We start from the raw sequence: 21909 nt of genomic DNA on the forward strand, positions 1-21909 counted from the left end.
CGACCCGGTCCACCAGACAACTGTCGGACTCACCACGGAGTTCCCAGACCGCCGAGGTGCGGGTACCGAGATTGCTCGCCGACTGGTCCGGGTGCTGTGCGAGCGGCCGTCCGATCGTCGACGTGATGGCGCAACCGGTCCTGCGACCGAGCTCACGGTGGGCCGAAACCGCAGGTGAACCGCCTATCGGGCAGACTGTCCACCGCCAGTTGAGGCGAACTGCCCTATTCGGCCCGGTGACGAGGGGTCTATCGTTCTTCTGGTTAGCCTCACCAAACCACGACGCCGTGTGGCGTCGGAGAAACGGACAACTGGATGGATCACTTGTCGGCACTGACCGCGAGCAGCATGAGCGTCCTCGCCGAGGGTCCGTCGATCTACACCCAGATGTTCGGCAGCGGCCTGATCGGCCTGCGCGAGGGACTCGAGTGCGGGATCGTCGTGATGGTCCTGATCGCCTTCGTCGTCAAGACCGGCCGCCGAGACGCCCTCAAATGGATCTGGGCCGGGGTCGCCGCCGCGATCGCCATGACCCTCGGGGTGTTCCTGGGCATCCACTTCGGCACCTCGACGATGACACCGCTGGCGGCAGAGACCATCGCCGGTGTCGCCTCCCTGATCGCGGTCGCGATCGTGACCTTCATGGTCCTCTGGATGAGCGAGGCCTCGGCCCACATGTCCGCCGACCTGCGCAGCGGTATGAGCAAGGCACTCGTCGCCGGCGGCGCCTCGATCATGGGCCTGTCCTTCCTGGCCGTCGGGCGCGAGGGTTTCGAGACGGCGCTGCTGATGGTCGGGTACGCCGAGAGCGTCTCCGGCGGGCTCTGGCCGCTCCTCGGGCTCGTGCTCGGCATCCTCGCCGCCGTCGTGGTGACCGTCCTGATCTACCGCGGTGCGATCCGCCTGAACTTCTCGGTGTTCTTCACCTACACCGGCCTGTTCCTGATCATCGTCGCCGCCGGCATCCTCAGCTACGGCATCCACGCCTTGCAGGTGGTCGACTGGCTGCCGGGTGCCAACGCCGTCGCCTTCGACATCTCCGGCGTCTACGACCCGTCGTCCTGGTACGGCACGATTCTCGGCGGCATCTTCAACGTCCAGCCGGACCCGACCGTGCTGCAGGTGGTCGCGTGGATCGTCTACGTGGCGGCGGTGACGACGATCTTCCTGCGCCGGCAGCGTGCCGCCCACCCGCCGGCCCGCAAGGACCAGACCCCCGAGCAGAGCCCCGCATCCGCGGAGGCCACCAGCGAAAGGAACGCTCAGTGAACCGTAGGACCCTGGCGGCCGCAGGTGCGGCACTGGCGGTGATCACCCCGATCTGGCTGACCGGCTGCACCGAGAAGAGCAGCGCGGAAGGCGCGATCGTGGTGACCTCCACCGACGATGCGTGCGACCTCGACACCACCGAGGCGGCCACGGGCAACGTCGATTTCACGGTCACCAACTCCGGCACCAAGGTCACCGAGTTCTACGTCTACGGCAACAACAACCGCGTGCTCGGCGAGGTCGAGAACATCGGTCCCGGCGTGACGGGCAACCTGACCGTCGAGATCGTCGAACCCGGCACCTACACCGTCGCGTGCAAGCCCGGCATGGTCGGCACCGGCATCCGCACCGAGATCGACGTCAGCGGCGAGCGCAAGGAGAAGGCCGAGGTACCCGCCGATGTGATGGCGGCCAAGGCCGGGTATCTCGACTATGTCCGCAACCAGCTCAACACCCTCGAGGCACAGGCCAAGATCTTCGTCGATCGCGTCAAGAGCGGCGACCTCGACGCCGCACGAGCGCAGTATGGACTCGTCCGCACCCCCTACGAGCGGATCGAGCCGGTCGCCGAGTCCTTCCCCGACCTCGACCCCGCGATCGACATGCGCTGGGACGACACCGAAGACGGCACCCAGCCGTTCACCGGCTTCCACCGCATCGAGCGGTACCTGTGGCCGCCGCAGCCCGCCGAGATCGGCGACGGTCCCGGCCAGATCACGCCGTCGGACGCGGCGAACGCCAAGGCCACGGACAACCCGCAGAGCATCGCCAAGGTGGCCGACGAGCTCCTCGCCGACGTGACGAAGCTGCGCGACGAGGTCAACAAGCCAGACTTCGAGTTCGAGACGCTTTCGTTCGTGAAGGGTCCGCAGGCCCTGATCGACGAGGTCGCCGCGACCAAGGTCGAGGGCGAGGAGGACCGGTACTCCCACACCGACCTGTGGGACATCGCCGCCAACATCGACGGCTCCGAGACCGCCATCGCGACCATGCAGCCGATCATCAGCGCGAAGAACCCGGCTCTGATGGACAAGATCACCGCGCAGTTCCAGACCGTCCGCGACACCGTGAACTCCTACCGTGCGGGCGACGGGTACGAGTCCTACGCCAAGGTCACACCCGTCCGGCGCAAGGAACTGTCGAACCAGATCGACGCGCTCTCGGCGACGCTGTCGCAGGTCCCGGGGCTCGTCCTGCAGCAATGAGCGAGCGGGCACAGGATCCGGGCGAGCTGACCTCCGCCGGACGTGGCGGCCGGCGAGGTCTGTCGCGTCGTGCGATTCTCGGCGGGACCGGCATCGGGCTGATCGCCGCCGCGGGAGGGGCCGCCGTCGGTCGGGCGACGACGCCTTCCACCGAGCCCGACAGCCAGATCGTCGAGTTCCGCGGCCCACGCCAAGCAGGCATCACGACCGCCGCGCAGGACCGGCTGCACTTCGCGAGCTTCGACGTCATCACCGACTCCCGCGACGAGCTGATCGCGGTGTTGCGCCAGTGGACCGAGGCCGCCGAACGCATGACCCGCGGTGAGGAAACGGTTCCCGACGGCGCCACCGGTCTCGGCGAGTACTCCGTACCGGCCGACACAGGAGAAGCCTTGGGCCTCAAGCCCGCCCATCTGACACTCACCTTCGGGGTGGGACCGAGCCTGTTCGGACCGACGTCGTCGAACCCCGATCGCCCGGACCGGTTCGGCATCGCCGACCGGAGGCCACCCGCCCTCTTCGACCTGCCGATCTTCGCGGCCGAGAAGATCGACCCGAACCGCTCCTACGGCGACATCTGCGTGCAGGCCTGCGCCGACGACCCGCAGGTCGCCGTCCACGCGATCCGCAACCTGGCACGGATGGCGTTCGGGGTCATGGCCGTCCGGTGGTCGCAGCTCGGCTTCGGCCGCACGTCGTCGACCACGCAGTCGCAGGAGACCCCGCGAAACCTGTTCGGTTTCAAGGACGGGACGGCCAACATCCGCGCCGAGGACACCGACCTGCTCGATCGTTGGGTGTGGGTCGGCCCCGAGGACAACCCGCCCGGCGCGCAGTGGATGACCGGCGGCACATACCTCGTCGCGCGGCGCATACGCATGGACATCGAGCCGTGGGACCGGGCCAATCTGTTCGAGCAGGAACAGATCGTCGGACGCACGAAGAAGACCGGTGCGCCGCTCGGCCAGAAGGACGAGTTCGACGAACCCGACTTCCAGATCACCTCGGGCGGCTCCCCGATCATCCCCCGCAACTCGCATGTGCGGCTGGCCAATCCGCAGAACCTCGGCGGTGTGCGCATCCTCCGGCGCGGCTACAATTTCACCGACGGCTCCGACGGATTCGGCCACCTCGACGCCGGGCTGTTCTTCATCGCCTTCAACCGGGACACCGGCAAGCAGTTCGTCCCGATGCAGCAGATCCTGTCCCGCCAGGACGCGATGACCGAGTACCTGATCCCGAACGGTTCCGCGCACTTCGCGATCCCGCCGGGCCTCGAGCCGGGCGAATGGTGGGGACAGCGAATCTTCGAGTGAGTCTCGTTCCAGCGCAACGATATTCGGCGCTCTAGCCCGATCCCCCGCGCCGGCGGGTCTTGGTGAGGTGCACCGGGTCGATGTCGGTCTGCGATCAGGGGTTCTCCTCGTTTCTCACCGTGGGACCGCACTTCTCCCTCGGCTGCACCCGACGTCATCGCCGCCACCGACGCACAGGTCGTCGTGACCGGACCGGTGAACGAGGAGCGTGCGCTGGAGGTGATGCGCGCCGCCGTTACGGCGCAGCAGATCCCGGAGTGACCCGGCACGGGATCCCGCGCAACTCAGAACTCGAGTACGCGCTCCCAGGCCTCGCGCGAGTCGAGTTCGATGCCCTGTGCTTTCGCGCGGGCCTCGGCCTCCCGCACCGACGCCATCAGTGCCAGGGCACGGTCGCGGGTCTGCGCCTCGACGCTGTCGTCGGCCGCGGTGACCGTGGCCGTCCAGGTCTCGGCGGGAATCGTGTCCACCGGATACGACGCGGCGGTCAGGCGTTCGAGGATCTTCTGCAGCAGCGCCAGTGACGGTTGGGTCGTGGCGACCCCGTCGAGGACGGAACCGCGCTTCTTCTCGGCGGCCTTGCGCTCCTCCCACTCCCGGATCTGGGTCTCGAGGTCGGAGTGGGCGCCCGACAGCACGCCGGGGGTCCGGCCCATCACCTTGGTGGTGAAACTGCGGGCCACGTCGTCGATGTCGAACGGCGCCTGTGGGTCGTCGGCGGCGATGCGCGCATGGAAGAGGACCTGCAGCAGCAGGTCCCCGAGTTCTTCCTTGAGCTCCGCGTGGTCGCCGGCGTTGATGGCGTCGAGGAGTTCGTACACCTCCTCGAGCAGATAGCGGCGCAGCGACCAATGGGTCTGGATGCTCTCCCAGGGACCGTTGCGGCGCAGGCGATCCATCAGCGCAACCGACTCGAGGAGCGCCATCCCGGGAGCGCTGCCGGCGTCGACGACCCGCTCACCGCGTGCAACGCGGGCGCGGACGAGACGATGGTCGGGATCGGTGCTGACCAGGACCGAGTCGGCCGGGATGTCGTCGAGTACCTCGTCGAACACCGGCTCGACCCCGTCGAACTCCCACAGCACCGTGGCCGGGACGTCCTCGGTGACCCTGATCGGACCGCCCAGGTACCTGCAGGCCCGGACCGGAATCACATCCGGCCGCACAGGATCCAGCAGCACCACCGTCATTCGTCGTACGCCCTTTCTCGACCCCCCATGTGGTCTTGTCCACCCCCGGATGTCCGTGCGCCGCGCTCAGCCGTTCGGTTGCGGCTTGATCTGCGTCAGGAACGTCGTCAGGTACTCGATGAGCTCGTCGTCGCGCAGGCGCGCCGATCCCACGCCCCCGGTGCGCGGGATCGGGAGCGTCACCACGTTGGTGGTCGCGCGGTACGACGCCGAGGAGTAGAGACGCTTCAGCCGCACCTGCTCGCTGTCGAGCAGCGGCAGCGGCGAGATCTTCACGCCCTGGCCGGCCAGGCCGATCTCGGTGATCCCCCGCTCACGGCAGCGCAGTCGAAGCCGCGCGATCGAGGCCAGACGCGTGGTCTCGACCGGCGGCGGGCCGTAGCGGTCGGCGAGTTCGGCCATGACCGCGTCGACCTCGGTGTCGTCGGTCGCCGACGCCAGCTTGCGGTATGCCTCGAGGCGCAGGCGGTCGGAGTCGACGTACTCGACCGGGATGTGGGCGTCCACCGGCAGATCGATGCGCACCTCGAGGTTCTCGCGCTGCTCGACGGGCTTGCCGTCGGCGGCGGCGCGGTAGGCCTCGACCGCCTCGCCGACGAGCCGCACGTAGAGGTCGAAGCCGACGCCTGCCACGTGGCCGGATTGTTCGGCACCGAGAACGTTTCCGGCGCCGCGCAATTCGAGGTCCTTGAGCGCCACGGCCATGCCGGCACCGAGCTCGTTGTTCTGCGCGATCGTCGCCAACCGGTCATAGGCGGTCTCGGTCAGCGGACGGTCCGGGCTGTAGAGCAGGTAGGCGTACCCGCGTTCCCGGCTGCGGCCCACGCGGCCGCGCAGCTGGTGCAGCTGCGACAGGCCGAGATTCTCTGCTCGGTCGACGATGAGCGTGTTCGCGTTCGAGATGTCGAGTCCGGTCTCGATGATCGTCGTGCAGACCAGTACGTCGTACTCGCGGTTCCAGAATCCGTTGACCGTGCGCTCGAGCTGGTCCTCGCCCATCTGGCCGTGGGCAACGACGACCCTGGCCTCGGGCACCATCGCGGCGATCTCCTTGGCCGTCTTGTCGATGGTCGACACGCGGTTGTGGACGTAGAAGACCTGCCCGTCGCGCAGGAGTTCACGGCGGATCGCGGCAGCGACCTGCTTGGGCGAGTACGCGCCGACGTAGGTGAGGACGGGGTGCCTTTCCTCGGGCGGGGTGAGGATCGTCGACATCTCGCGGATTCCCGCCATCGACATCTCCAGGGTGCGCGGGATCGGCGTGGCCGACATGGTGAGCACGTCGACGTGGGTGCGCAGGGACTTGATGTGTTCCTTGTGCTCGACGCCGAACCGCTGCTCCTCGTCGACGATGACGAGGCCGAGGTCCTTCCAGGTGACACCCGTCTGCAGGAGGCGGTGGGTGCCGATGACGATGTCGACCTCGCCCTTGGCCATCGCGTCGATGATCTCGTGGGACTCCTTGGCGTCGGTGAACCGCGACAGCCCGCGGATGCGGACCGGGAACCCGCTCATGCGCTCGGTGAAGGTCTGCAGATGTTGTTGCGCGAGAATGGTCGTCGGCACCAGCACCGCGACCTGCTTGCCGTCCTGCACCGCCTTGAACGCCGCGCGGACCGCGATCTCGGTCTTGCCGTAACCGACGTCGCCGACGATGACGCGGTCCATCGGGACCGGCCGTTCCATGTCGGCCTTGACCTCCGCGATGACCTGCAACTGGTCGGCGGTCTCGGTGAAATCGAAGGCGTCCTCCATCTCCTTCTGCCACGGCGTGTCGGGGCCGAAGGCGTGGCCGGGGGCCGCGTGCCGTGCGGCGTAGAGCTGGACGAGTTCCCCGGCGATCTCTCGAACGGCCTTGCGCGCCTTGCGTTTGGTGTTCTGCCAGTCCGAGCCGCCGAGCTTGGACAGCGCGGGCTGTTCACCGCCGACGTAGCGCGAGAGCTGGTCGAGCGAGTCCATCGGCACGTACAGCCGGTCCGCCGGCTGGCCGCGCTTGCTCGACGCGTATTCGAGGACGAGGTACTCGCGCCGGGCGCCCGACACGGTGCGCTCGATCATCTCGACGAACCGGCCGATGCCGTGCTGGTCGTGCACGACGAGGTCGCCGGCCTTCAGTGCGAGCGGGTCGACCTGGTTGCGGCGCTTGGCCGGGAGCTTGCGTCCGTCGCGGACATTCGCGACGCGGGTGCCGGTGAGGTCGGCCTCGGTGACGACCACCAATCCGGCGTCGGCGCACACCAGTCCGCTGCGCAGGGTCGAGTGGAAGACGCTGACCTCACCCGGTTGCGGGCGGTGTCCCGGTTCAGCGATGACGTAGGGGACCTCGGCGTCGGAGAGCCGTTCGCCGACACGCTGGGCGGTGCCCTTTCCGGCCACCACGATCGCGGCGGTCTTGCCGTCGGCGACGTGGGCGCGCAACTGCGCGAAGGTCGCGGCGATCTCCTTCTCGTCGCCGCGCGGCGCCGGACCGGGCGTGAGCTCGAGCTCGAGTTCATCGCCCACGCCGGTCGACAGCGGCGACACCGTCCACCACGGCAGTCCGGCCTCGAGGGTCGCGGCGCGCACGTCGTCGAGGGGCCGGTAGGCGCTGGCCGCGAGGTCGATGCCGATGCTGCTGGTCGCACGGCCGTCGATCGGCGCGTTCGCGCCCATGGCCGCCGCGGTCCACGACGCCTCGAGGAACTCCGCGCCGGTCTTGGACAGGTCGGCGGCACGGGTGCGCACCTTCTCGGGGTCGAGGACGAGCACCCGGCTGCCGGTGGGCAGCACCTCGGTCAGCAGCTGCATGTCGCCGTCGACGAGGGCCGGGGTGAGCGCTTCCATGCCCTCCACCGGGATGCCCTCGGCGAGTTTGCCGAGCATGTCGACCAGGGTCTGGTCGTCCGGGTTCTTGGACGCGAGTTCGCTTGCGCGCGTGCGGACTTCTTCGGTGAGAAGCAGCTCGCGACAGGGGTGTACGCGCACCTGCGGGACGTCGACCTCCGGCTGGCTACGCTGGTCGGCGACCGAGAACGCGCGGATCTCGGTGATCTCGTCACCCCAGAACTCCACGCGGACCGGATGGTCGGAGGTGGTCGGGAACACGTCGAGAATGCCGCCGCGCACCGCGAACTCGCCCCGCCGGCCGACCATGTCGACCCGTTCATAGGCCATCTCGACGAGCTGGGTGAGCAGGTCGTCGAAGTCGAGTTCGATGCCCTCGCGCAGGGTGATGGTCGCGACGTCGCCGAGGCCGGGCGCCATCGGTTGCACCAGCGAGCGGACCGTGGTGACCACGACGCGCAGCGGGTGCTCGCCCGGGTTGGCGAGGCGGTGGAGGACGGCGAGTCGCCGGCCGACGGTGTCCGCGCTCGGCGACAGCCGCTCGTGCGGGAGGGTCTCCCACGACGGGAACTGTGCGACCGCGTCCGGATCGTCGAGCAGTTCACGGAGCTCGGCGGTCAGGTCGTCGGCCTCGCGACCGTTGGCCGAGACCACGAGCAGGGGCGCGTCGGTGTCGTCGGCCGAGGCGAGGCAGGTGACGAGGAAGGGGCGTGCGGCGTCGGGCGCGGTGATCTCGAGGAGCCGTTCACCACGACGCTCCCGGACCTCGCGGAACGACTTGTCCGCACACGCGAGCGCGGCCAGACCGGACAGGGCACGAGGCGTCGACACTCCGCCGATTGTATGTGCCGCGCCCCGCGCCCCCGCACGCCGGTCGTTCACGCCAGCAGGCTCTCGCCCAGTACGTGGCCGCGTCGCGCTCCGGGCAGGATCGCGTACACCGCCGAGCCGATGGGGGTCGTCCACTGATTCAGGGCGTCGTGCTCGGCCAACCGCGCCTGCACGGGCGCGAATTGGGTGTCGACATCCCGCTGGTAGGCGGCGAACAGCAGTCCGCTGTTCGATGTCGGCAGTACGCCGTCGGCGTCCGGTTCCGGCGGGTCGTCGTAGTTGTAGCCGCGACGCAGGAACCGCTCGGCCGGCGTCCGGTGACGGGCGCGGGCGATGTGCGACGACGCCGGGATGGCCGGCAGCCCGTCGACGAGCTTGTCGAAGTCGGGGTCGTCGTGTTCGCCACCTCCGCTGAGCGGCGCACCGTCGGACAGCCGACGTCCCACCGACAGCTCCTGACTGTGCGGGTCGACCTCCTGCCAGCCGTCGAGGTCCATGGCGATCCGCCGCAGCACCATCGACGTCCCGCCGGCGAACCACGGCTGTTGCCGGCCGTCGTCCCAGACGAGGGTGTCGAAGTCGGCGGGTCCGAGGTTCACGGTCCCATCGACCTGTCCCATCAGGTTGCGCATCGTCACCTTCTCGCCCTGGCTGCCGCGCGCGTTGCGGAATCCGCGCTGCACCCACCGCAACCGGACCCGTCCGGCGACGTTGGCCGTCAACACGCGGGTGGCGTGCGCGACGGTGACCGGATCGTCGGAACAGATCTGCAGCAGCAGGTCGGTCTGCCCCCAGCGCCGCTGGTCGAGACGGTCGATCGGATACGCGGGAAGAGGGTGCAGCCACCGGGGTCGTCGGTCGCCGAGCCCGGTGGCCGTGAAGGCGCCGGGCCCCAGGCCCACCGTGACGGTGAGCCGGGCCGGCACCCGGGCGAGTTCCGGTTCGCTGTCGGCCAGTGCCGGGGCACCCCTCGTGAGCCGGCCGGCGTCCTCGGTCCAGACGCGGAGGATCCCGGCGAGCGCCTCCCGCGCCCGCCCCTCCGGGTCGGCCGAGAGGTCGAGTCCCACGTAGTTGACGTGCGCCGTGGGCGGGGTGGTGACCCCGGCCTGGTGCTCGCCGTGGAACTCGATCACGTCGCCGCCGTGCACACTCACCCCGCCGCCGTCCGCGGACCGCGCCGCGAGCGCCGTGGCGCCGACGCCGAGGCCGGCCGCCCCCGCGACACCTGTGATCAGGCTGCGTCGCGAGAGGGCCGGGCCCCGCCCCCGTGGTCCGGGGCCCCGGTGGCTGCGGGTCTCAGCCATCGCTGGCGTCGCCGGAACCGTGGCCGGGTGCGTATTCCTCGTTGGCCCCACGGAAGTCGCGGGCGTCGGCGACGAGGTCGCGCTGCGATCCGTCACCGAAACGGAGGGTGATGGTGACGGTCTCGCCCGCCTTGATCGGCCCCTTCAGGTCCATCAGCATGATGTGGTTTCCACCGGGTTCGAGCGTGAGCGTCTGGCCGCCGGCGATCGTCAGTCCACCGTCGACCTGGCGCATCGACATGCTGCCGTCGGCGTTCGGCGCCATCTCGTGCACCTCGACGCGGCCGGCGACGTCGGAGTCACCCCCGGTGAGGGTCACCTCTTCGTCGGAGGTGTTGGTCAACTTCCCGAACGCACCGGTCATGCCCTTGTCGGACGCCTTGACCCACTGGTCGCCGATGGTCACCGACTCGGCCTGGGTCTTCGGTTCGTCGTCGGAGCCACACGCGGTCGCGACGGACAGCGGCAGCGCGAGGACGGCCAGCATCACCAGTGGGCGACGCGCCCGGCGCATGGTGGAACTACTTGCAAACATGGATGTTTCGCCTTTTCGGGTAAGCGTGATCGCCGCCGGCGCCCAAGCGGCGACGGCGGGGATCAGGGGAATGGGAGGGTTCAGGCCGGGATGGCCGGCGGCCCTCGCGTCCCGGTACCCGAGAGATGGAACCGGCTGCGCAGCAGGAGAACTGCGCCAACGGCCACGAGTGTGTCGCCGACGACGAGCAGCGGCCTGGTGGTGGTCGAGGAGAGGATGCGCGAGCCGATCCGGCGTGCGCATTCCCGGGCGCCGACGAACAGCACCGCCGAGACCAGCAGCGCCCCGGCGTGGAAGGCGAGCATGCCGGGGTCGGGCATCAGCGAGGTCGGACCGTGGTGACCGCCCGAGCGCATCGCGAGATGACCGATCACCTGCGCGATGCCCAGTGCCGCGCCGACGGAGACGATCTCGGCCGAGCGGTGGCGCATCCCGGTGAGCGCGCTGCACGCCCAGCCGAGCCCGGCGCTGATCGCGACGAGCAAGACGATGTGCGAGGTGGTCGGCAGACCGCCACCGGCGAGCGCGTGCGCGCCGACGCTCATCGAGCCCGAGATCATGGCGGCAACGGCCGACCAGTGCACGCGCACAAGTCGTTCGGCCGATCGGGATGCCGCAGGCATGCCCCCAGCCTACCCCCGGCTACTACTCCCGGTAGTACCGAGGTGGCCGGTCGCACACCGTATCGTCGTCAGAATGCAGGGAGCCCCGACAGACGATGTGCAGGTGACCGTTCGCGACGCCACCGAGGCCGACCTGTCCGGTGTCGCCGACATCTACCGGCACTACGTGGAGAACACCGTCGCCACCTTCGACTATGTGGCGCCCTCCCATACCGCGTGGCTGGTGAAATACCGGACGATCCGGGATGCGAACCGCCCCTTCGTGGTGGCCACGCTGCCGGTGGAGAGCGGCGAACACGTCGTCGGCTACGCGTACCTGAATGCCTTTCGCGGGATGCCGGCCTACGACTGGTCCACCGAGGACTCGATCTACGTGCGGCCCGGCTACGGCGGCCGCGGCGTCGGCTCGGCGCTGATGGCGGGCATGCTCGACCGTGCCGACCGCGAGAACGTCCGGCAGGTCGTGGCGGTCATCGCGGCCACGGGCGGCGAGGGCTCGATCGCCCTGCACCAACGCTTCGGGTTCGCCGAGGTCGGACGGCTGCGGTCGATCGGCTTGAAGGCCGACCAGTGGATCGACTGCGTCTACATGCAGAAGGACCTCTGGGCCGGGAGCGCCTGAGCACTCGGCGCCCTAGGCTCGGTCGAGTCCCGCGGCCTCCGCCGCGGCGTCGGCCAGGCCGACACCGGTGCCCTCGTAGATGTGGAAGGCCACGTCGGCACCGCGTTTCAGCAGTTCCTCGCGTTCGTCGTCGTATTGGGCGACGACGGCCACCGACCCGCCGAACCCGTGGTTTTCGAGCCTCTCGATCGCGATGAGGTTCGACCCGTGGAAGGGCATGGCGAGTACCACGAGCTCGGCCTCTTCGACGCCGACGCAGCGGTCCCAGAAGTCGGTCTCGGTCGCGTCGGCCTCGAGAACGTCCAGGCCGCGGTCCCGCAGGTCGGCGACCTTGAGCGGGTCGTTCTCCACGCCGATGACCTCCAGGCCGTACTCGTCCTCCAGACGCAGATACGCCGAACTGCCCACGCGACCGAGTCCGAGGACGACGGCACGGGCGCCCGTGAGGTCGATCGGGGCGTCGTCGGGATGGGCACGGGTCGCGGCGGTGGTCGGAACGAACGACGACAACCGCGACACCCACCGAGAACCGCGGCGGTTGACGAGCGTGGAGACCACGAAGCTCGCCGCGACCGCCACCGAGATGACGACCAGCCAGTCCTCGCCGACGAGATCGGCGTCGACGCCGGTGTCGATGACGATCAGGCCGAACTCGGAGAAGTTCGCCAGTGCCAGGCCTGCGAGGATGGAGGTACGGCGGCGCAACCCGAACATCGCCAGCACGAAGGTGAACAGCGCGGCCTCGATCGGGAGCAGGACCACGAGGACCAGGCCGATGACGACGGTCTCGAGGGTCGGGGTGACGTGCAGGCCGATCGACACGAAGAACCCGACGAGCAACAGCTCACGCAGACCGAACAGGGTGCGCGACAGCTCCGCGGCGCGCGGGTGGGACGCGAGCAGGACGCCGACGATCATCGATCCGAAATCGCCCTTGATGCCCACCGTCTCGAACAGCCAGTAGCCCGGCACGAATGCCATCGTCACGCCGAAGAGCACCTGGAGCTCGCCGTGGCCCAGGCGATTCCACAGCTTCCGGACGACCCAGGCACCCGGTACCAGCAGGAGCAAGGAGAACGCCCACAGGCTGGGCGGCTCCCCGCGCATCGCCGTCAGGAACGCGACGGCGACGACGTCCTGCAGCACCAGGATGCCGATCGCGATGCGGCCGTAGAGCGAGTGCGATTCGGACCGTTCGTCGAGCACCTGCACGACGAACACCGTGCTGGAGAACGACAGCGCGAACCCCAGGAGCGCCAACGTCTTCCAGCCCTCCCCTGCCAGTGCCCCGACGCCGATCGTCGCGAGGAGACCGAGGAAGCCGGTGGTGAGTCCCATGATCACCAGAAGGTTCACGGCTGTGGTGAGGAACACCTCGCGCCGGAACAACATCCGGACGTCGAGCTTGAGACCGATCGTGAACAACAGGATGGTCACACCCAGTTCCGCGAAGGCATCGATGATCGGCAGGTCCTCGATGCCCGGCGCGTGCAGGATGAACCCCGCCGCGAGATACCCGACGAGGGTCGGCAACCTGATCAGGCGCGCGAGGAATCCGCAGCCGAAGATGACGACGAGGTAGATGGCGATCGTCTCCACGGACCGGGTCCCTCCGCTCACGGCCGCGGCGCGACCGGCCAGGTGTTTCTCGCACGGTATCGGGCGCGGGACGCCGGCCGTGTTCCGACGCCACGTTCGCGATCGGCTCGTCCCCGATCTGCGAGACAGCGGAAGTTAACCGGACTGCAGTCCGGTTAGAATGGGGCATGCCCTGCTCTCCGTTGCGCCTGCCCGCGCTGTTCCTCTCCCACGGGGCGCCGCCCCTCGTCGACGATCCGACGTGGGTTGGTCAACTCGAGACGCTCGCGGCCGACCTGACGAAGCCGACCGCGATCCTCATCGTCTCGGCGCACTGGGAAGCAGCTCCCCTGACGATCGGGTCCACCGACTCCCGCACCCCGCTGACCTACGACTTCGGCGGCTTCCCCGAGAAGTACTACCGGGTGCGGTATCCGTCACCCGGCGCGCCGGAGCTGGCGGACCGGGTCGCGGCGATGATGCCCGACGGCGAGCCGATCGCCCACGACCCGAGTCGCCGCCTCGATCACGGCGCCTACGTCCCGATGACGGTCATGTACCCAGAGGCCGACGTCCCGGTACTGCAGATCTCGCTGCCCACCCTCGATCCCGAGCGGTTGCTCGAGCTCGGGCGGCGGCTGCGTCCGCTGCGCGACGAGGGCGTGCTGATCATCGGCTCCGGCTTCACCACCCATGGACTGCCGTTCCTGCGTGACTGGCGTCCGGAGGCCGTTCCCCCGAGCTGGTCGGCCGAGTTCGACGCCTGGGCCCGCGAGCGACTCGAGGCCGGAGACGTGGAATCGCTCGTCAGGTTCCGCGAGACCGCGCCCGGCATGCCGTTCGCGCATCCCACGGTCGAGCACTTCGCGCCACTGTTCGTCGCACTCGGTGCGTCCGACGACGTCGAGCAGCGCCCCGACCAGGTCATCGACGGGTTCTGGATGGGTTTGTCCAAGCGGAGCCTGATGCTCGCCTAGCGCTCGGGAGTCAGCGCTCGGCGTCGTCGGCCGTCGTCCGCTCCACCGGTTCCACATAGTCGGGACCGACGAGTCTCGGGTCGGGATCGAGGCGGGTCAGGCCGTTCCAGCACAGGTTGACCAGGTGGGCGGCCACGACCTCCTTCGACGGCTCGCGGACGTCGAGCCACCACTGCGCGGTCACCGACACCATGCCGACCAGCGCCTGCGCGTACAGCGGCGCGAGGGCCGGGTCGAACCCGCGACGTTCGAAGTCGCCGGCGAGAATGTGCTCGACCTGGCTGACGGCGTCGTTGAGGAGACTCGAGTAGGTGGCGTTCTCCCCGGTGGACGCCGTGCTGTCGCCGCGCACCAGGATGCGGAAGCCGTCGGTGCGCTCCTCCATGTAGGTCAGCAACGCCAGCGCGACCTGCTGGATGCGGTACAGCGACCGGTTCCTGGTGAGCGAGGCGGTGATCATCTCGAGAAGGGTCTCCATCTCGCGGTCGACGACGACCGCGTAGAGCCCTTCCTTGCCGCCGAAGTGCTCGTAGACGATCGGCTTGGAGACCCCGGCGCGCTGGGCGATCTCCTCGATCGAGGTGCCCTCGAAGCCGCGCTCCGCGAAGAGCCCGCGCGCCACCTCGATCAGCTGCAGCCGCCGCTGGGCACCGGTCATCCGTGCCCGGGGCGCACGCTGCACCTCGGCCGATCCCTCGGTAGGACGTCCGATCGTCATGCGTCCAGCCTAGGACGAGGGAAGGGTGTTCCACGAATGAAAGGTCAGTACAGGCTCGACCAGTAGTCCCAGAACCGCACCGCGATGAGCGCGATGACCACCGCGACGAAGCCGACCAGGACGAGGGCGTGACCGCGGGCGACCGCGAGCGCGACGCCGGACCGTGAGGTGAGCCCGCTCGCGTGGAGATTGCGGACGCTCACGAACACGAAGATCGGCAGCGTCATCGACCACACGACCATGCAGTACGGGCACAGGGCGCCGATCGTGTACAGGCTCGTGTAGATGAGCCAGCAGACGAACGCCATCGCGGCGGTGACGCCGACCTGCAGGCCCGCCCAATACCAGCCGGCCAGCCGGGCGCCGGCCAACAGCGCGACGCCGGTGGTGATCACGACCGCGAATCCGGCGATGCCGAGCAGCGGGTTGGGGAACCCGAACACACCGGCCTGCGGCGTCGCCATCACCGATCCGCAGCTCAGCACCGGACTGAAGTTGCACGACGGGATGTAATCGGGGTTCTCGATGAGCTCGATCTTCTCGACGGTGAGCGTGAACGACGCGATGAATGCGATCGCGCCGCCGACGGTCAGCACCCAGGCGACGATCCGCGTCCAGGAGCGGACGGCCTCGGCGAGGAGTGCCCGCTCATCGGGGTCGGTGTCCGGGCCGGGCTCGAATTCGGCATCGGTGTCGGTCGCAACGCTGTCACTCACCCATCCAGGATGACACCGTTGCGGCCGCTCGCCGACTGCCGATGAGCGCGGATTCGTGCCGACTCACCGCGTGGGGTCCCCGACGCGGCGACCATCGGCTCACCATGCGCGAAATGCCACACGACGGCCCCGAAATGTCACCGCATCCACCCACCGGTGCGTAATGTCGGTTTCACCACCTGGGGATGGGACACGAATCGTGCAGCTGTGGGACTACATCGGGGACAACGCTCGTTCCCTCACGTTCTTGACGTACCAGCACGCCTCTCTGTCGTTTCAGACCGTGCTGGTCGGCACGCTCGTCGCCATCGCCGTCGCGGCGCTGGTGTACCGGCTTCCGCTGGCCAGTGCGCTGACGCTGACGTCGAGTCGTGTGGCACTGACGATCCCGTCGCTGGCGTTGCTGGCGTTGTTGATCGTGCCGTTCGGACTCGGTGTCACACCGTCGTTCCTGATGCTCGCGTTCTTCGCGATGCTGCCGGTGATCGGCAACGCCGTCGTCGGCCTGCGGTCGGTGCCGCCCGCGGTGGTGGAATCCGCACGCGGAATCGGACTTCCGCGCTGGCGCATCCTGCTCACCGTCGAGTTGCCGATCGCGTGGCCCGTGATCCTCACCGGGATACGGGTGTCGACGCAGATGATCGTCGGTGTCGCGGCGATCGTCGCCTACGTCCTCGGACCGGGTCTGGGCTCGCTGATCTTCAACGGCCTCGCCCGGCTCGGTGGCGCCAACGCCCTCGAATCCGCGCTCACCGGAACCATTCTCATCGTCATCATCGCGCTCGTCTTCGACGCCCTCCTGGTACTGCTCGGCCGGCTCACGATTTCCAAGGGACTCTCATGACCGACTCCACCACCTCCTCCACGTCGAGGACGACGCCCTCCCCGACCCCCTCGCGACGCGGCGACCGTGTGGTCACCGGTGAGTCCATCCGACTCGACGGCGTGGTCAAACGCTATCGCGGCCAGCAACAACCGGCCGTGGAGCGCCTCGATCTCGAGATCGAGGCGGGCGACGTCGTCGCCTTCGTAGGACCGTCGGGATGCGGAAAGACCACCACGCTCAAGATGATCAACCGGCTCATCGAACCCACCGAGGGCCGCATCTACATCGGCGGACGCGACGTCACCGCGGAGAATCCGGACAGACTCCGCCAGTCGATCGGCTACGTCATCCAGTCCGGTGGCCTGTTCCCGCACTGGTCGGTGCGCAAGAACATCGGTGCGATCCCGCGAATGCTGAAGTGGGACAAGAAGCGGATCGCCGAACGCACCGAGTACCTGCTCGATCTGGTGGGACTCGACCCGGCGGTGTTCGCCGACCGATTGCCCAAGGACATGTCCGGCGGTCAGCAACAGCGCGTCGGCGTCGCCCGGGCACTCGCCGCCGATCCTCCGGTGCTGCTGATGGACGAGCCGTTCGGCGCGGTCGACCCCATCACGCGAGCCCGCCTGCAGGACAAGCTGATCGCGATCCAGCAGGAACTGGGCAAGACGATCGTGATCGTCACCCACGACTTCGAGGAGGCGACCAAGCTCGGCGACAAGGTTCTGATCCTGTCCCAGGGCGGCCACGTCGAGCAGTACGCGCCGCCGGAGGAGATCCTCGCCAACCCGGCGACGCCGTTCGTCGAGGAGTTCGTCGGATCCGGTGCGACGCTCGCGCACCTGACCCTCACCCGCGTCCGCGATGTCGAGGTCAAGCCGGTCGTGACCGCCCGGGTGGGTGAGGCATCCGGCGAGGTCATCAGCCGCACCCGCGCCGCCGGCGAGGACTGGCTGGTGGTCGTCGACGACCACGGACGCCCGCGCGCCTGGCCCACGATCGGGGAGGTCGGGACCAAACCCGAGGTGTCGGACTACCTCGACCCGCGTCTTCCGGTCGTCGCACAGTCGTCGACCTTGAACGATGCCCTGGACTCGATGCTCGCCACCAGCCAGGGCGGTGTGCTCGTCACCGACGGACACGGCGCGGTCGTCGGTGCGCTGACCATCGCGTCGGTGATGGACAAGATCCGCGGTCAGCTCGCCGACGTTCGCGACGACGATCACGTCGGATACGTCGAGCACACCGAGGGCACGGCGCCGGAGGAGACCCCGACCGTGGCCGCCGACGAGACGGAGACGCCATGACCGCCGTCCCCGCAGACACCGACAACACCCGCGCCGGCACCGGGGAGACCGCCGCGACCGCACCGGCACGTCGCGGGTTCCGACGTTGGTTCGCGAAACTGCCCATCGACGTCTGGTTCGAACCGCTCGTCATCATCGTCGTCGGGGTCGGATTCGTGATCTGGTATCAGAGCACGACATTCACCGCGACCGAGAGCGCGTCGATGTCGTGGCCGGCGTTGCGGACGACGATTCTCGAGCACATCCAGTTGACGCTCGTCGCGACGGTGATCGTCGTGTGCATCGCGATCCCCCTCGGCATCGCGCTCACCCGGCCGGCGTTGCGGTGGCTGAACCCCATCGCGGTGAACATCGCCAACATCGGGCAGGCCGCGCCGGCGATCGGCCTGTTGGTGCTGTTCACCTTCTGGCTCGGCACCGGATTCAACACGGCGGTGGTGGGTCTGGTCGTCTACGCGGTGCTGCCGATCCTGCAGAACACGATCGTCGGGCTCCGGCAGGTGGACCAGCGCACGGTCGAGGCCGCGCGCGGCATCGGATTCTCCGGTTTCCGAACGCTCGTCCAGGTCGAGCTGCCGCTGGCGGTGCCCGTCATCCTGAACGGCGTGCGCACCGCGCTGGTCATCCTCGTCGGCACCGCGACGCTGAGCACCTTCATCGGGGCCACGAGCCTCGGCACGCTGATCACCACCGGCATCACCCTGTTCCTGCCGAAACTGCTCGTCGCCGGCGCGGTCCTCGTCGCACTGCTGGCGATGACGATCGACTGGCTGGGCCGCCTCGTCGAGCTGGCCGCCACCCCGCGAGGTGTCGCATGATCGCGGGCCGCGGGCGGGTCACCGCGACGCTGGCGCTGTCGACGTTGCTGGCGGTGCTGGTGGCGGCGTGCGGGTTGGTCAGTTCCTCGGGCACGTTCCGGGAGGCCTTCCTCCCGGACGGCTCGACACCGTTGGAGGGCACCAAGATCCGCGTGACGTCGAAGAACTTCACCGAGTCGGTGCTTCTCGGCAAGATCACCGCGACCTATCTGGCCGCAGCGGGCGCGGCCGTCGAGGACCTCACCAACGCGCCCGGGTCGATGTCGTCGAGGCAGGCGCAACTCAACGGCGACGCAGACATCCTCTGGGAGTACACGGGAACCGCGTGGCAGACGTATCTCGGTGAGACCGACACCATCTCCGACCCGAACGAACTGTGGGAGCGCGTCCGCGACGCCGATCGCGCGAACGGCGTCGAATGGTTGCCACCGGCCTCGTTCAACAACACCTACGCCTTCGCCGCGTCGACGCCGACCGCGAAGCGACTCGGGGTGACGACGATGTCGGACATCGCGAAACTGCCGGTCTCCGAGCGCACGTTCTGCATCAACGACGAATTCCTCAGTCGCGCAGACGGGATGGTCCCGATGCTCAAGGCGTACGGGATCCCGCTGGGCGATCCCAACGGTGTGCCCAAGGGCAATGTGACGACGATGGATTCCGGTGTCGTCTACACGTCGACTGCTCGAAGCGCCCCGTGCAACTTCGGGATGGTCTACTCCACCGATGGGCGTATCAAGAACCTTGATCTCGTCGTGCTGGAGGACGACCGGAAGTTCTTCCTGCCCTACAGCGGATGTGCCGTCATCAGTTCGAGCCTGAACGAGAAGTCCCCGGAGATCGCAGAACTCCTGGCGCCGGTGTCGGCGAAGCTCACCGACGAACTGATGCAGGAACTGAACGGCCGCGTCGACATCGACGGCCAGGACCCGGCCGACGTGGCGTACGACTGGCTCAAGGCAGAGGGATTCATCGCGTAGACGTGGCGCCGAGGGACGCGGAGCGAGGCGACTGGCGCGGAAGTGCTGATGCCCGACACGCCCCACCCCGCAATCGAACTCATGTCGCCGGCGACATCACCCCGGAGCGGCGACATCGACTGGGGTCGCCGCCACGGATCGAGATCGCGGGCGACATCGATCCCCCGCCTGCGGCGGGGGCCGGGGGATGCCCGCCTGTCGGCCGGTCCGGGAGGCCACGATCTCATCGGCCGCCATCGCTCGTGGCGACGAGGAGAGGACGGCCTTATCAGAGTGCCAGGGAGCCCCAGGCGTCACCGGTACGGCAGTTCTGAGCGTCCGTCGGGGTGCGATAGAAGGGAATCATCTTGAAATCGGTGAACGTGACGCTCCCGTTGCGGGCCTCCAGATAGATGTCGCCCAGGTACGCCAGACCGAAGTCGTCGAAGGTCTTCGTCACGCAACCATCCAGCCAGTAGTCGACCTTGCCGTCGTCGCGCAGACCGATCCGCACCGTGTGGACCCCGGGTCTGCGGCCCACACCCACGTAGGGAATGTCGTTGATGTTCGCGGTGTAGCGCTGCGCGATGTAGTCGTCCCAGGGCTCGGGATGGGTGGCGTCCGCCGGACGCGGATTGGTCGCCACCCCGAACCACGCGACCGCGAAGGGAGTCTCCGTTTCTTTCTTGATGACGTAGACGCTGGGCTTCGGATGACCCGATCCGTGGTCGATGTAGGTTGCCTGGAACGCAGTACCCCGACGACGCGACTCGACCGGCGGCCCGTAATGGGCCGTTCCGGCGTCGACCACGAGCCTCTTGCCGTCGAGTCTCGCCGAGCCGTCCCAGGTGACGCCTTTCCAGGTCACCTCCGCCGCGGAGGCCGGTGGCGCGAACACCACCAGCTGGGTCAGGACGGCGACTGCCGCCACGAGCGCACGCTTGGCGATTCTGATCATGTCGTCCTCCCCGAATCGGCGACGCAGGCAGGTCTCGGACTCTTTCGAGAGTGCAGGATAATCTCGAACATCCCGGTTTGCTCGACATTCGCCGGGCAAGCCCCCTTCTCCGAAGCCCGCGTGCACCGTCGATCAGAAAGAGCCAGTTTGGCAATAGCCGTCGCGCCTCCGAAGTCAGAGGCATTGACGCGCTCCACGTCGAGTCCGTCGGACACGCCGGTACATCGATCTGGACCGGGCGTTGGGGGTGTCGACGGCAAAACCGCACGCTGGGTCTTGTCAAAGCCCGTCTTGTGGTGGATTCAACCGGTCGCTGCAACAGCGGGGTCGGTTGGTGTTGAGCGTAGTGGTTCGTCGAGTTTGTGGGCGGGGCATCGCCAGCCGTGGCGTTTGCGGGGTCGGGCGATGAGTTCGGCGGCGACGTTGCCCAGGATGCCTGGCCCGTGGAACGACAGGTCGGTGCCTTTGGGGAAGTACTGGCGCAGTATGCCGTTGGTGTTCTCGTTGGTGCCGCGCTGCCAGGGGCTGTGGGTGTCGGCGAAGTAGATGGGCAGTCCGATGGCCTCGGTGATCTTGGTGTGCAACGCCATCTCTTTGCCCTGGTCCCAGGTCAATGACCGCCGCAGGATCTCTGGGATCTGAGGGATCGCCTCGGTCATCGCAGCGGCCACGGCATCGGCGGTGTGGTTGTCACACAGGTGCAGCACCATACGAACCCGGTGGTGCAGTAGAGGCGACTGCCGGGCACCGGTTTGCGCTGATTGGGGCGTCGCCGGGCCGCGTCGACCCGGTTTTCGGCCACCACCGCCCGATACCGGCCCGACCCACTATCGGGCAAACCGCGAGCAAGTTCTCGGGTGACCGTCGAGCCCGCCCGCCCCATCAGCCCGGCGATCTGCGCAGGAGTGTAATGAGCGGTTACCAACTGGTCGATGCGACATCGATCAGTCCACGACAGCCGACCCCGACCGGGGTCGATCACGGCTTCTGGCTGCGGGTTGTGGGTGACCGGACGCACCCCACCAAGCCTGCGCGAACCAGTTCTGACCGGTCTTGACCGACACGAGCCGACAACTCGGCCGCATGTCTCGTCAACCCACGGCGCAGACCCGCCCGGAACTCCTCACGGGCCTGCGCCGACTTCGGTCGACCCTGACCACGCCCGGACGGCAACGCCCGCCCGGCCTCATGCATCCAGTCATGGCCGGTCCAGTAGTGCCCCATAGAGTGGTGTAACTCGGTGGCCGAGTTCGTTATCGACGTCGTGTCGTTAACGGATGCAGAGCGGCCACCGCGTGATCCTTCGAGTCAACCTTCCACAGAATCCTCGAGGA

Annotated in this window: 18 protein-coding genes and 1 pseudogene; 9 read left to right on the top strand and 10 right to left on the bottom strand. The window is 68.3% G+C overall.

Going from position 1 to position 21909, the window contains the following annotated elements; genetic code table 11:
• The first annotated feature begins 315 nt into the window (after positions 1–315).
• Genes efeU through efeB form a run of 3 tightly spaced genes read left to right on the top strand, consistent with a single transcriptional unit; the run spans position 316 to position 3790 of the window.
• Positions 316–1269 (top strand): iron uptake transporter permease EfeU, encoded by a 954-nt coding sequence (efeU, locus tag ABFT43_RS11185; protein ID WP_347960421.1) that lies wholly within the window; start codon positions 316–318, stop codon positions 1267–1269.
• Positions 1266–2474, top strand: a complete 1209-nt coding sequence (efeO, locus tag ABFT43_RS11190) for an iron uptake system protein EfeO (RefSeq protein ID WP_347960422.1) — start codon at positions 1266–1268, stop codon at positions 2472–2474. The genes efeU and efeO overlap by 4 nt, the downstream gene beginning before the upstream one ends.
• Complete coding sequence (efeB, locus tag ABFT43_RS11195; protein ID WP_347960423.1) at positions 2471–3790, top strand: iron uptake transporter deferrochelatase/peroxidase subunit; 1320 nt, start codon at positions 2471–2473, stop codon at positions 3788–3790. Before efeO ends, efeB begins: the two co-directional genes overlap by 4 nt.
• 284 nt (positions 3791–4074) lie before the next feature.
• On the opposite strand, the gene ABFT43_RS11200 is transcribed toward efeB, so the two are convergent.
• The 5 genes from ABFT43_RS11200 to ABFT43_RS11220 all read right to left on the bottom strand — a co-directional run bounded on the left by ABFT43_RS11200 (position 4075) and on the right by ABFT43_RS11220 (position 11096).
• Positions 4075–4980: a MazG family protein gene (locus ABFT43_RS11200; RefSeq protein ID WP_347960424.1), complete on the bottom strand. Its 906-nt coding sequence runs from the start codon at positions 4978–4980 to the stop codon at positions 4075–4077.
• A 66-nt stretch (positions 4981–5046) separates the two neighbouring features.
• Positions 5047–8634 carry a transcription-repair coupling factor gene (gene mfd, locus ABFT43_RS11205; protein ID WP_347960425.1) on the bottom strand — a complete coding sequence of 1196 codons (3588 nt, stop codon included), beginning with the start codon at positions 8632–8634 and terminating at the stop codon, positions 5047–5049.
• A 47-nt stretch (positions 8635–8681) separates the two neighbouring features.
• A complete protein-coding gene (locus ABFT43_RS11210; protein WP_347960426.1) occupies positions 8682–9938 on the bottom strand; it encodes a Dyp-type peroxidase in 1257 nt (418 codons plus the stop codon).
• A complete protein-coding gene (locus ABFT43_RS11215; RefSeq protein WP_347960427.1) occupies positions 9931–10473 on the bottom strand; it encodes a copper chaperone PCu(A)C in 543 nt (180 codons plus the stop codon). Before ABFT43_RS11215 ends, ABFT43_RS11210 begins: the two co-directional genes overlap by 8 nt.
• A gap of 80 nt (positions 10474–10553) precedes the next feature.
• Positions 10554–11096, bottom strand: coding sequence for a hypothetical protein (locus tag ABFT43_RS11220; RefSeq protein WP_347960428.1), 543 nt, complete (start codon positions 11094–11096; stop codon positions 10554–10556).
• Positions 11097–11169: 73 nt separating this feature from the next.
• On the opposite strand from ABFT43_RS11220, the gene ABFT43_RS11225 reads away from it, so the two are divergent.
• Positions 11170–11718 (top strand): GNAT family N-acetyltransferase, encoded by a 549-nt coding sequence (locus ABFT43_RS11225; RefSeq protein ID WP_347960429.1) that lies wholly within the window; start codon positions 11170–11172, stop codon positions 11716–11718.
• Positions 11719–11730: 12 nt separating this feature from the next.
• Here ABFT43_RS11225 and ABFT43_RS11230 read toward each other — a convergent pair whose 3' ends face one another.
• Entirely contained in the window at positions 11731–13317 is a 1587-nt protein-coding gene (locus ABFT43_RS11230) for a cation:proton antiporter family protein (protein WP_347960430.1), read from the bottom strand.
• A 167-nt stretch (positions 13318–13484) separates the two neighbouring features.
• On the opposite strand from ABFT43_RS11230, the gene ABFT43_RS11235 reads away from it, so the two are divergent.
• Positions 13485–14273: a dioxygenase family protein gene (locus ABFT43_RS11235; RefSeq protein WP_347960431.1), complete on the top strand. Its 789-nt coding sequence runs from the start codon at positions 13485–13487 to the stop codon at positions 14271–14273.
• A 10-nt stretch (positions 14274–14283) separates the two neighbouring features.
• On the opposite strand, the gene ABFT43_RS11240 is transcribed toward ABFT43_RS11235, so the two are convergent.
• A complete protein-coding gene (locus tag ABFT43_RS11240) occupies positions 14284–14991 on the bottom strand; it encodes a TetR/AcrR family transcriptional regulator (RefSeq protein ID WP_347960432.1) in 708 nt (235 codons plus the stop codon).
• Positions 14992–15035: 44 nt separating this feature from the next.
• Positions 15036–15707 (bottom strand): vitamin K epoxide reductase family protein, encoded by a 672-nt coding sequence (locus ABFT43_RS11245; protein ID WP_347960433.1) that lies wholly within the window; start codon positions 15705–15707, stop codon positions 15036–15038.
• A gap of 199 nt (positions 15708–15906) precedes the next feature.
• Between ABFT43_RS11245 and ABFT43_RS11250 the strand changes: the two genes are divergently transcribed.
• Genes ABFT43_RS11250 through ABFT43_RS11265 form a run of 4 tightly spaced genes read left to right on the top strand, consistent with a single transcriptional unit; the run spans position 15907 to position 19638 of the window.
• The gene (locus tag ABFT43_RS11250) at positions 15907–16551 is read left to right on the top strand and encodes an ABC transporter permease (protein ID WP_347960434.1); all 645 of its coding nucleotides are present in this window, start codon (positions 15907–15909) and stop codon (positions 16549–16551) included.
• Entirely contained in the window at positions 16548–17840 is a 1293-nt protein-coding gene (locus tag ABFT43_RS11255) for an ABC transporter ATP-binding protein (protein WP_347960435.1), read from the top strand. Before ABFT43_RS11250 ends, ABFT43_RS11255 begins: the two co-directional genes overlap by 4 nt.
• On the top strand, positions 17837–18658 hold the full coding sequence (locus ABFT43_RS11260; RefSeq protein ID WP_347960436.1) for an ABC transporter permease: 822 nt from the start codon (positions 17837–17839) through the stop codon (positions 18656–18658). The genes ABFT43_RS11255 and ABFT43_RS11260 overlap by 4 nt, the downstream gene beginning before the upstream one ends.
• The gene (locus ABFT43_RS11265) at positions 18655–19638 is read left to right on the top strand and encodes a glycine betaine ABC transporter substrate-binding protein (protein WP_347960437.1); all 984 of its coding nucleotides are present in this window, start codon (positions 18655–18657) and stop codon (positions 19636–19638) included. Before ABFT43_RS11260 ends, ABFT43_RS11265 begins: the two co-directional genes overlap by 4 nt.
• Before the next feature lie 268 nt (positions 19639–19906).
• On the opposite strand, the gene ABFT43_RS11270 is transcribed toward ABFT43_RS11265, so the two are convergent.
• Together ABFT43_RS11270 and ABFT43_RS11275 are read right to left on the bottom strand one after the other, a co-directional pair.
• The gene (locus tag ABFT43_RS11270) at positions 19907–20575 is read right to left on the bottom strand and encodes a hypothetical protein (protein ID WP_347960438.1); all 669 of its coding nucleotides are present in this window, start codon (positions 20573–20575) and stop codon (positions 19907–19909) included.
• A 302-nt stretch (positions 20576–20877) separates the two neighbouring features.
• Positions 20878–21285, bottom strand: a pseudogene (locus ABFT43_RS11275) (IS30 family transposase); the annotation flags it as partial.
• Positions 21286–21909 lie beyond the last annotated feature (624 nt).

The sequence above is a fragment of the Gordonia aurantiaca genome (assembly GCF_039939235.1).
Classification (GTDB): Bacteria; Actinomycetota; Actinomycetes; order Mycobacteriales; family Mycobacteriaceae; genus Gordonia.

Excerpts from the sequence above, each read along its gene's own strand:
- efeU (WP_347960421.1), top strand. The coding sequence starts at position 316 with ATGGATCACTTGTCGGCACTGACCGCGAGCAGCATGAGCGTCCTCGCC.
- efeB (WP_347960423.1), top strand. The coding sequence starts at position 2,471 with ATGAGCGAGCGGGCACAGGATCCGGGCGAGCTGACCTCCGCCGGACGT.
- ABFT43_RS11200 (WP_347960424.1), bottom strand. The coding sequence starts at position 4,980 with ATGACGGTGGTGCTGCTGGATCCTGTGCGGCCGGATGTGATTCCGGTC.
- ABFT43_RS11210 (WP_347960426.1), bottom strand. The coding sequence starts at position 9,938 with ATGGCTGAGACCCGCAGCCACCGGGGCCCCGGACCACGGGGGCGGGGC.
- ABFT43_RS11215 (WP_347960427.1), bottom strand. The coding sequence starts at position 10,473 with ATGTTTGCAAGTAGTTCCACCATGCGCCGGGCGCGTCGCCCACTGGTG.
- ABFT43_RS11220 (WP_347960428.1), bottom strand. The coding sequence starts at position 11,096 with ATGCCTGCGGCATCCCGATCGGCCGAACGACTTGTGCGCGTGCACTGG.
- ABFT43_RS11225 (WP_347960429.1), top strand. The coding sequence starts at position 11,170 with ATGCAGGGAGCCCCGACAGACGATGTGCAGGTGACCGTTCGCGACGCC.
- ABFT43_RS11235 (WP_347960431.1), top strand. The coding sequence starts at position 13,485 with ATGCCCTGCTCTCCGTTGCGCCTGCCCGCGCTGTTCCTCTCCCACGGG.
- ABFT43_RS11240 (WP_347960432.1), bottom strand. The coding sequence starts at position 14,991 with ATGACGATCGGACGTCCTACCGAGGGATCGGCCGAGGTGCAGCGTGCG.
- ABFT43_RS11255 (WP_347960435.1), top strand. The coding sequence starts at position 16,548 with ATGACCGACTCCACCACCTCCTCCACGTCGAGGACGACGCCCTCCCCG.
- ABFT43_RS11260 (WP_347960436.1), top strand. The coding sequence starts at position 17,837 with ATGACCGCCGTCCCCGCAGACACCGACAACACCCGCGCCGGCACCGGG.
- ABFT43_RS11265 (WP_347960437.1), top strand. The coding sequence starts at position 18,655 with ATGATCGCGGGCCGCGGGCGGGTCACCGCGACGCTGGCGCTGTCGACG.
- ABFT43_RS11270 (WP_347960438.1), bottom strand. The coding sequence starts at position 20,575 with ATGATCAGAATCGCCAAGCGTGCGCTCGTGGCGGCAGTCGCCGTCCTG.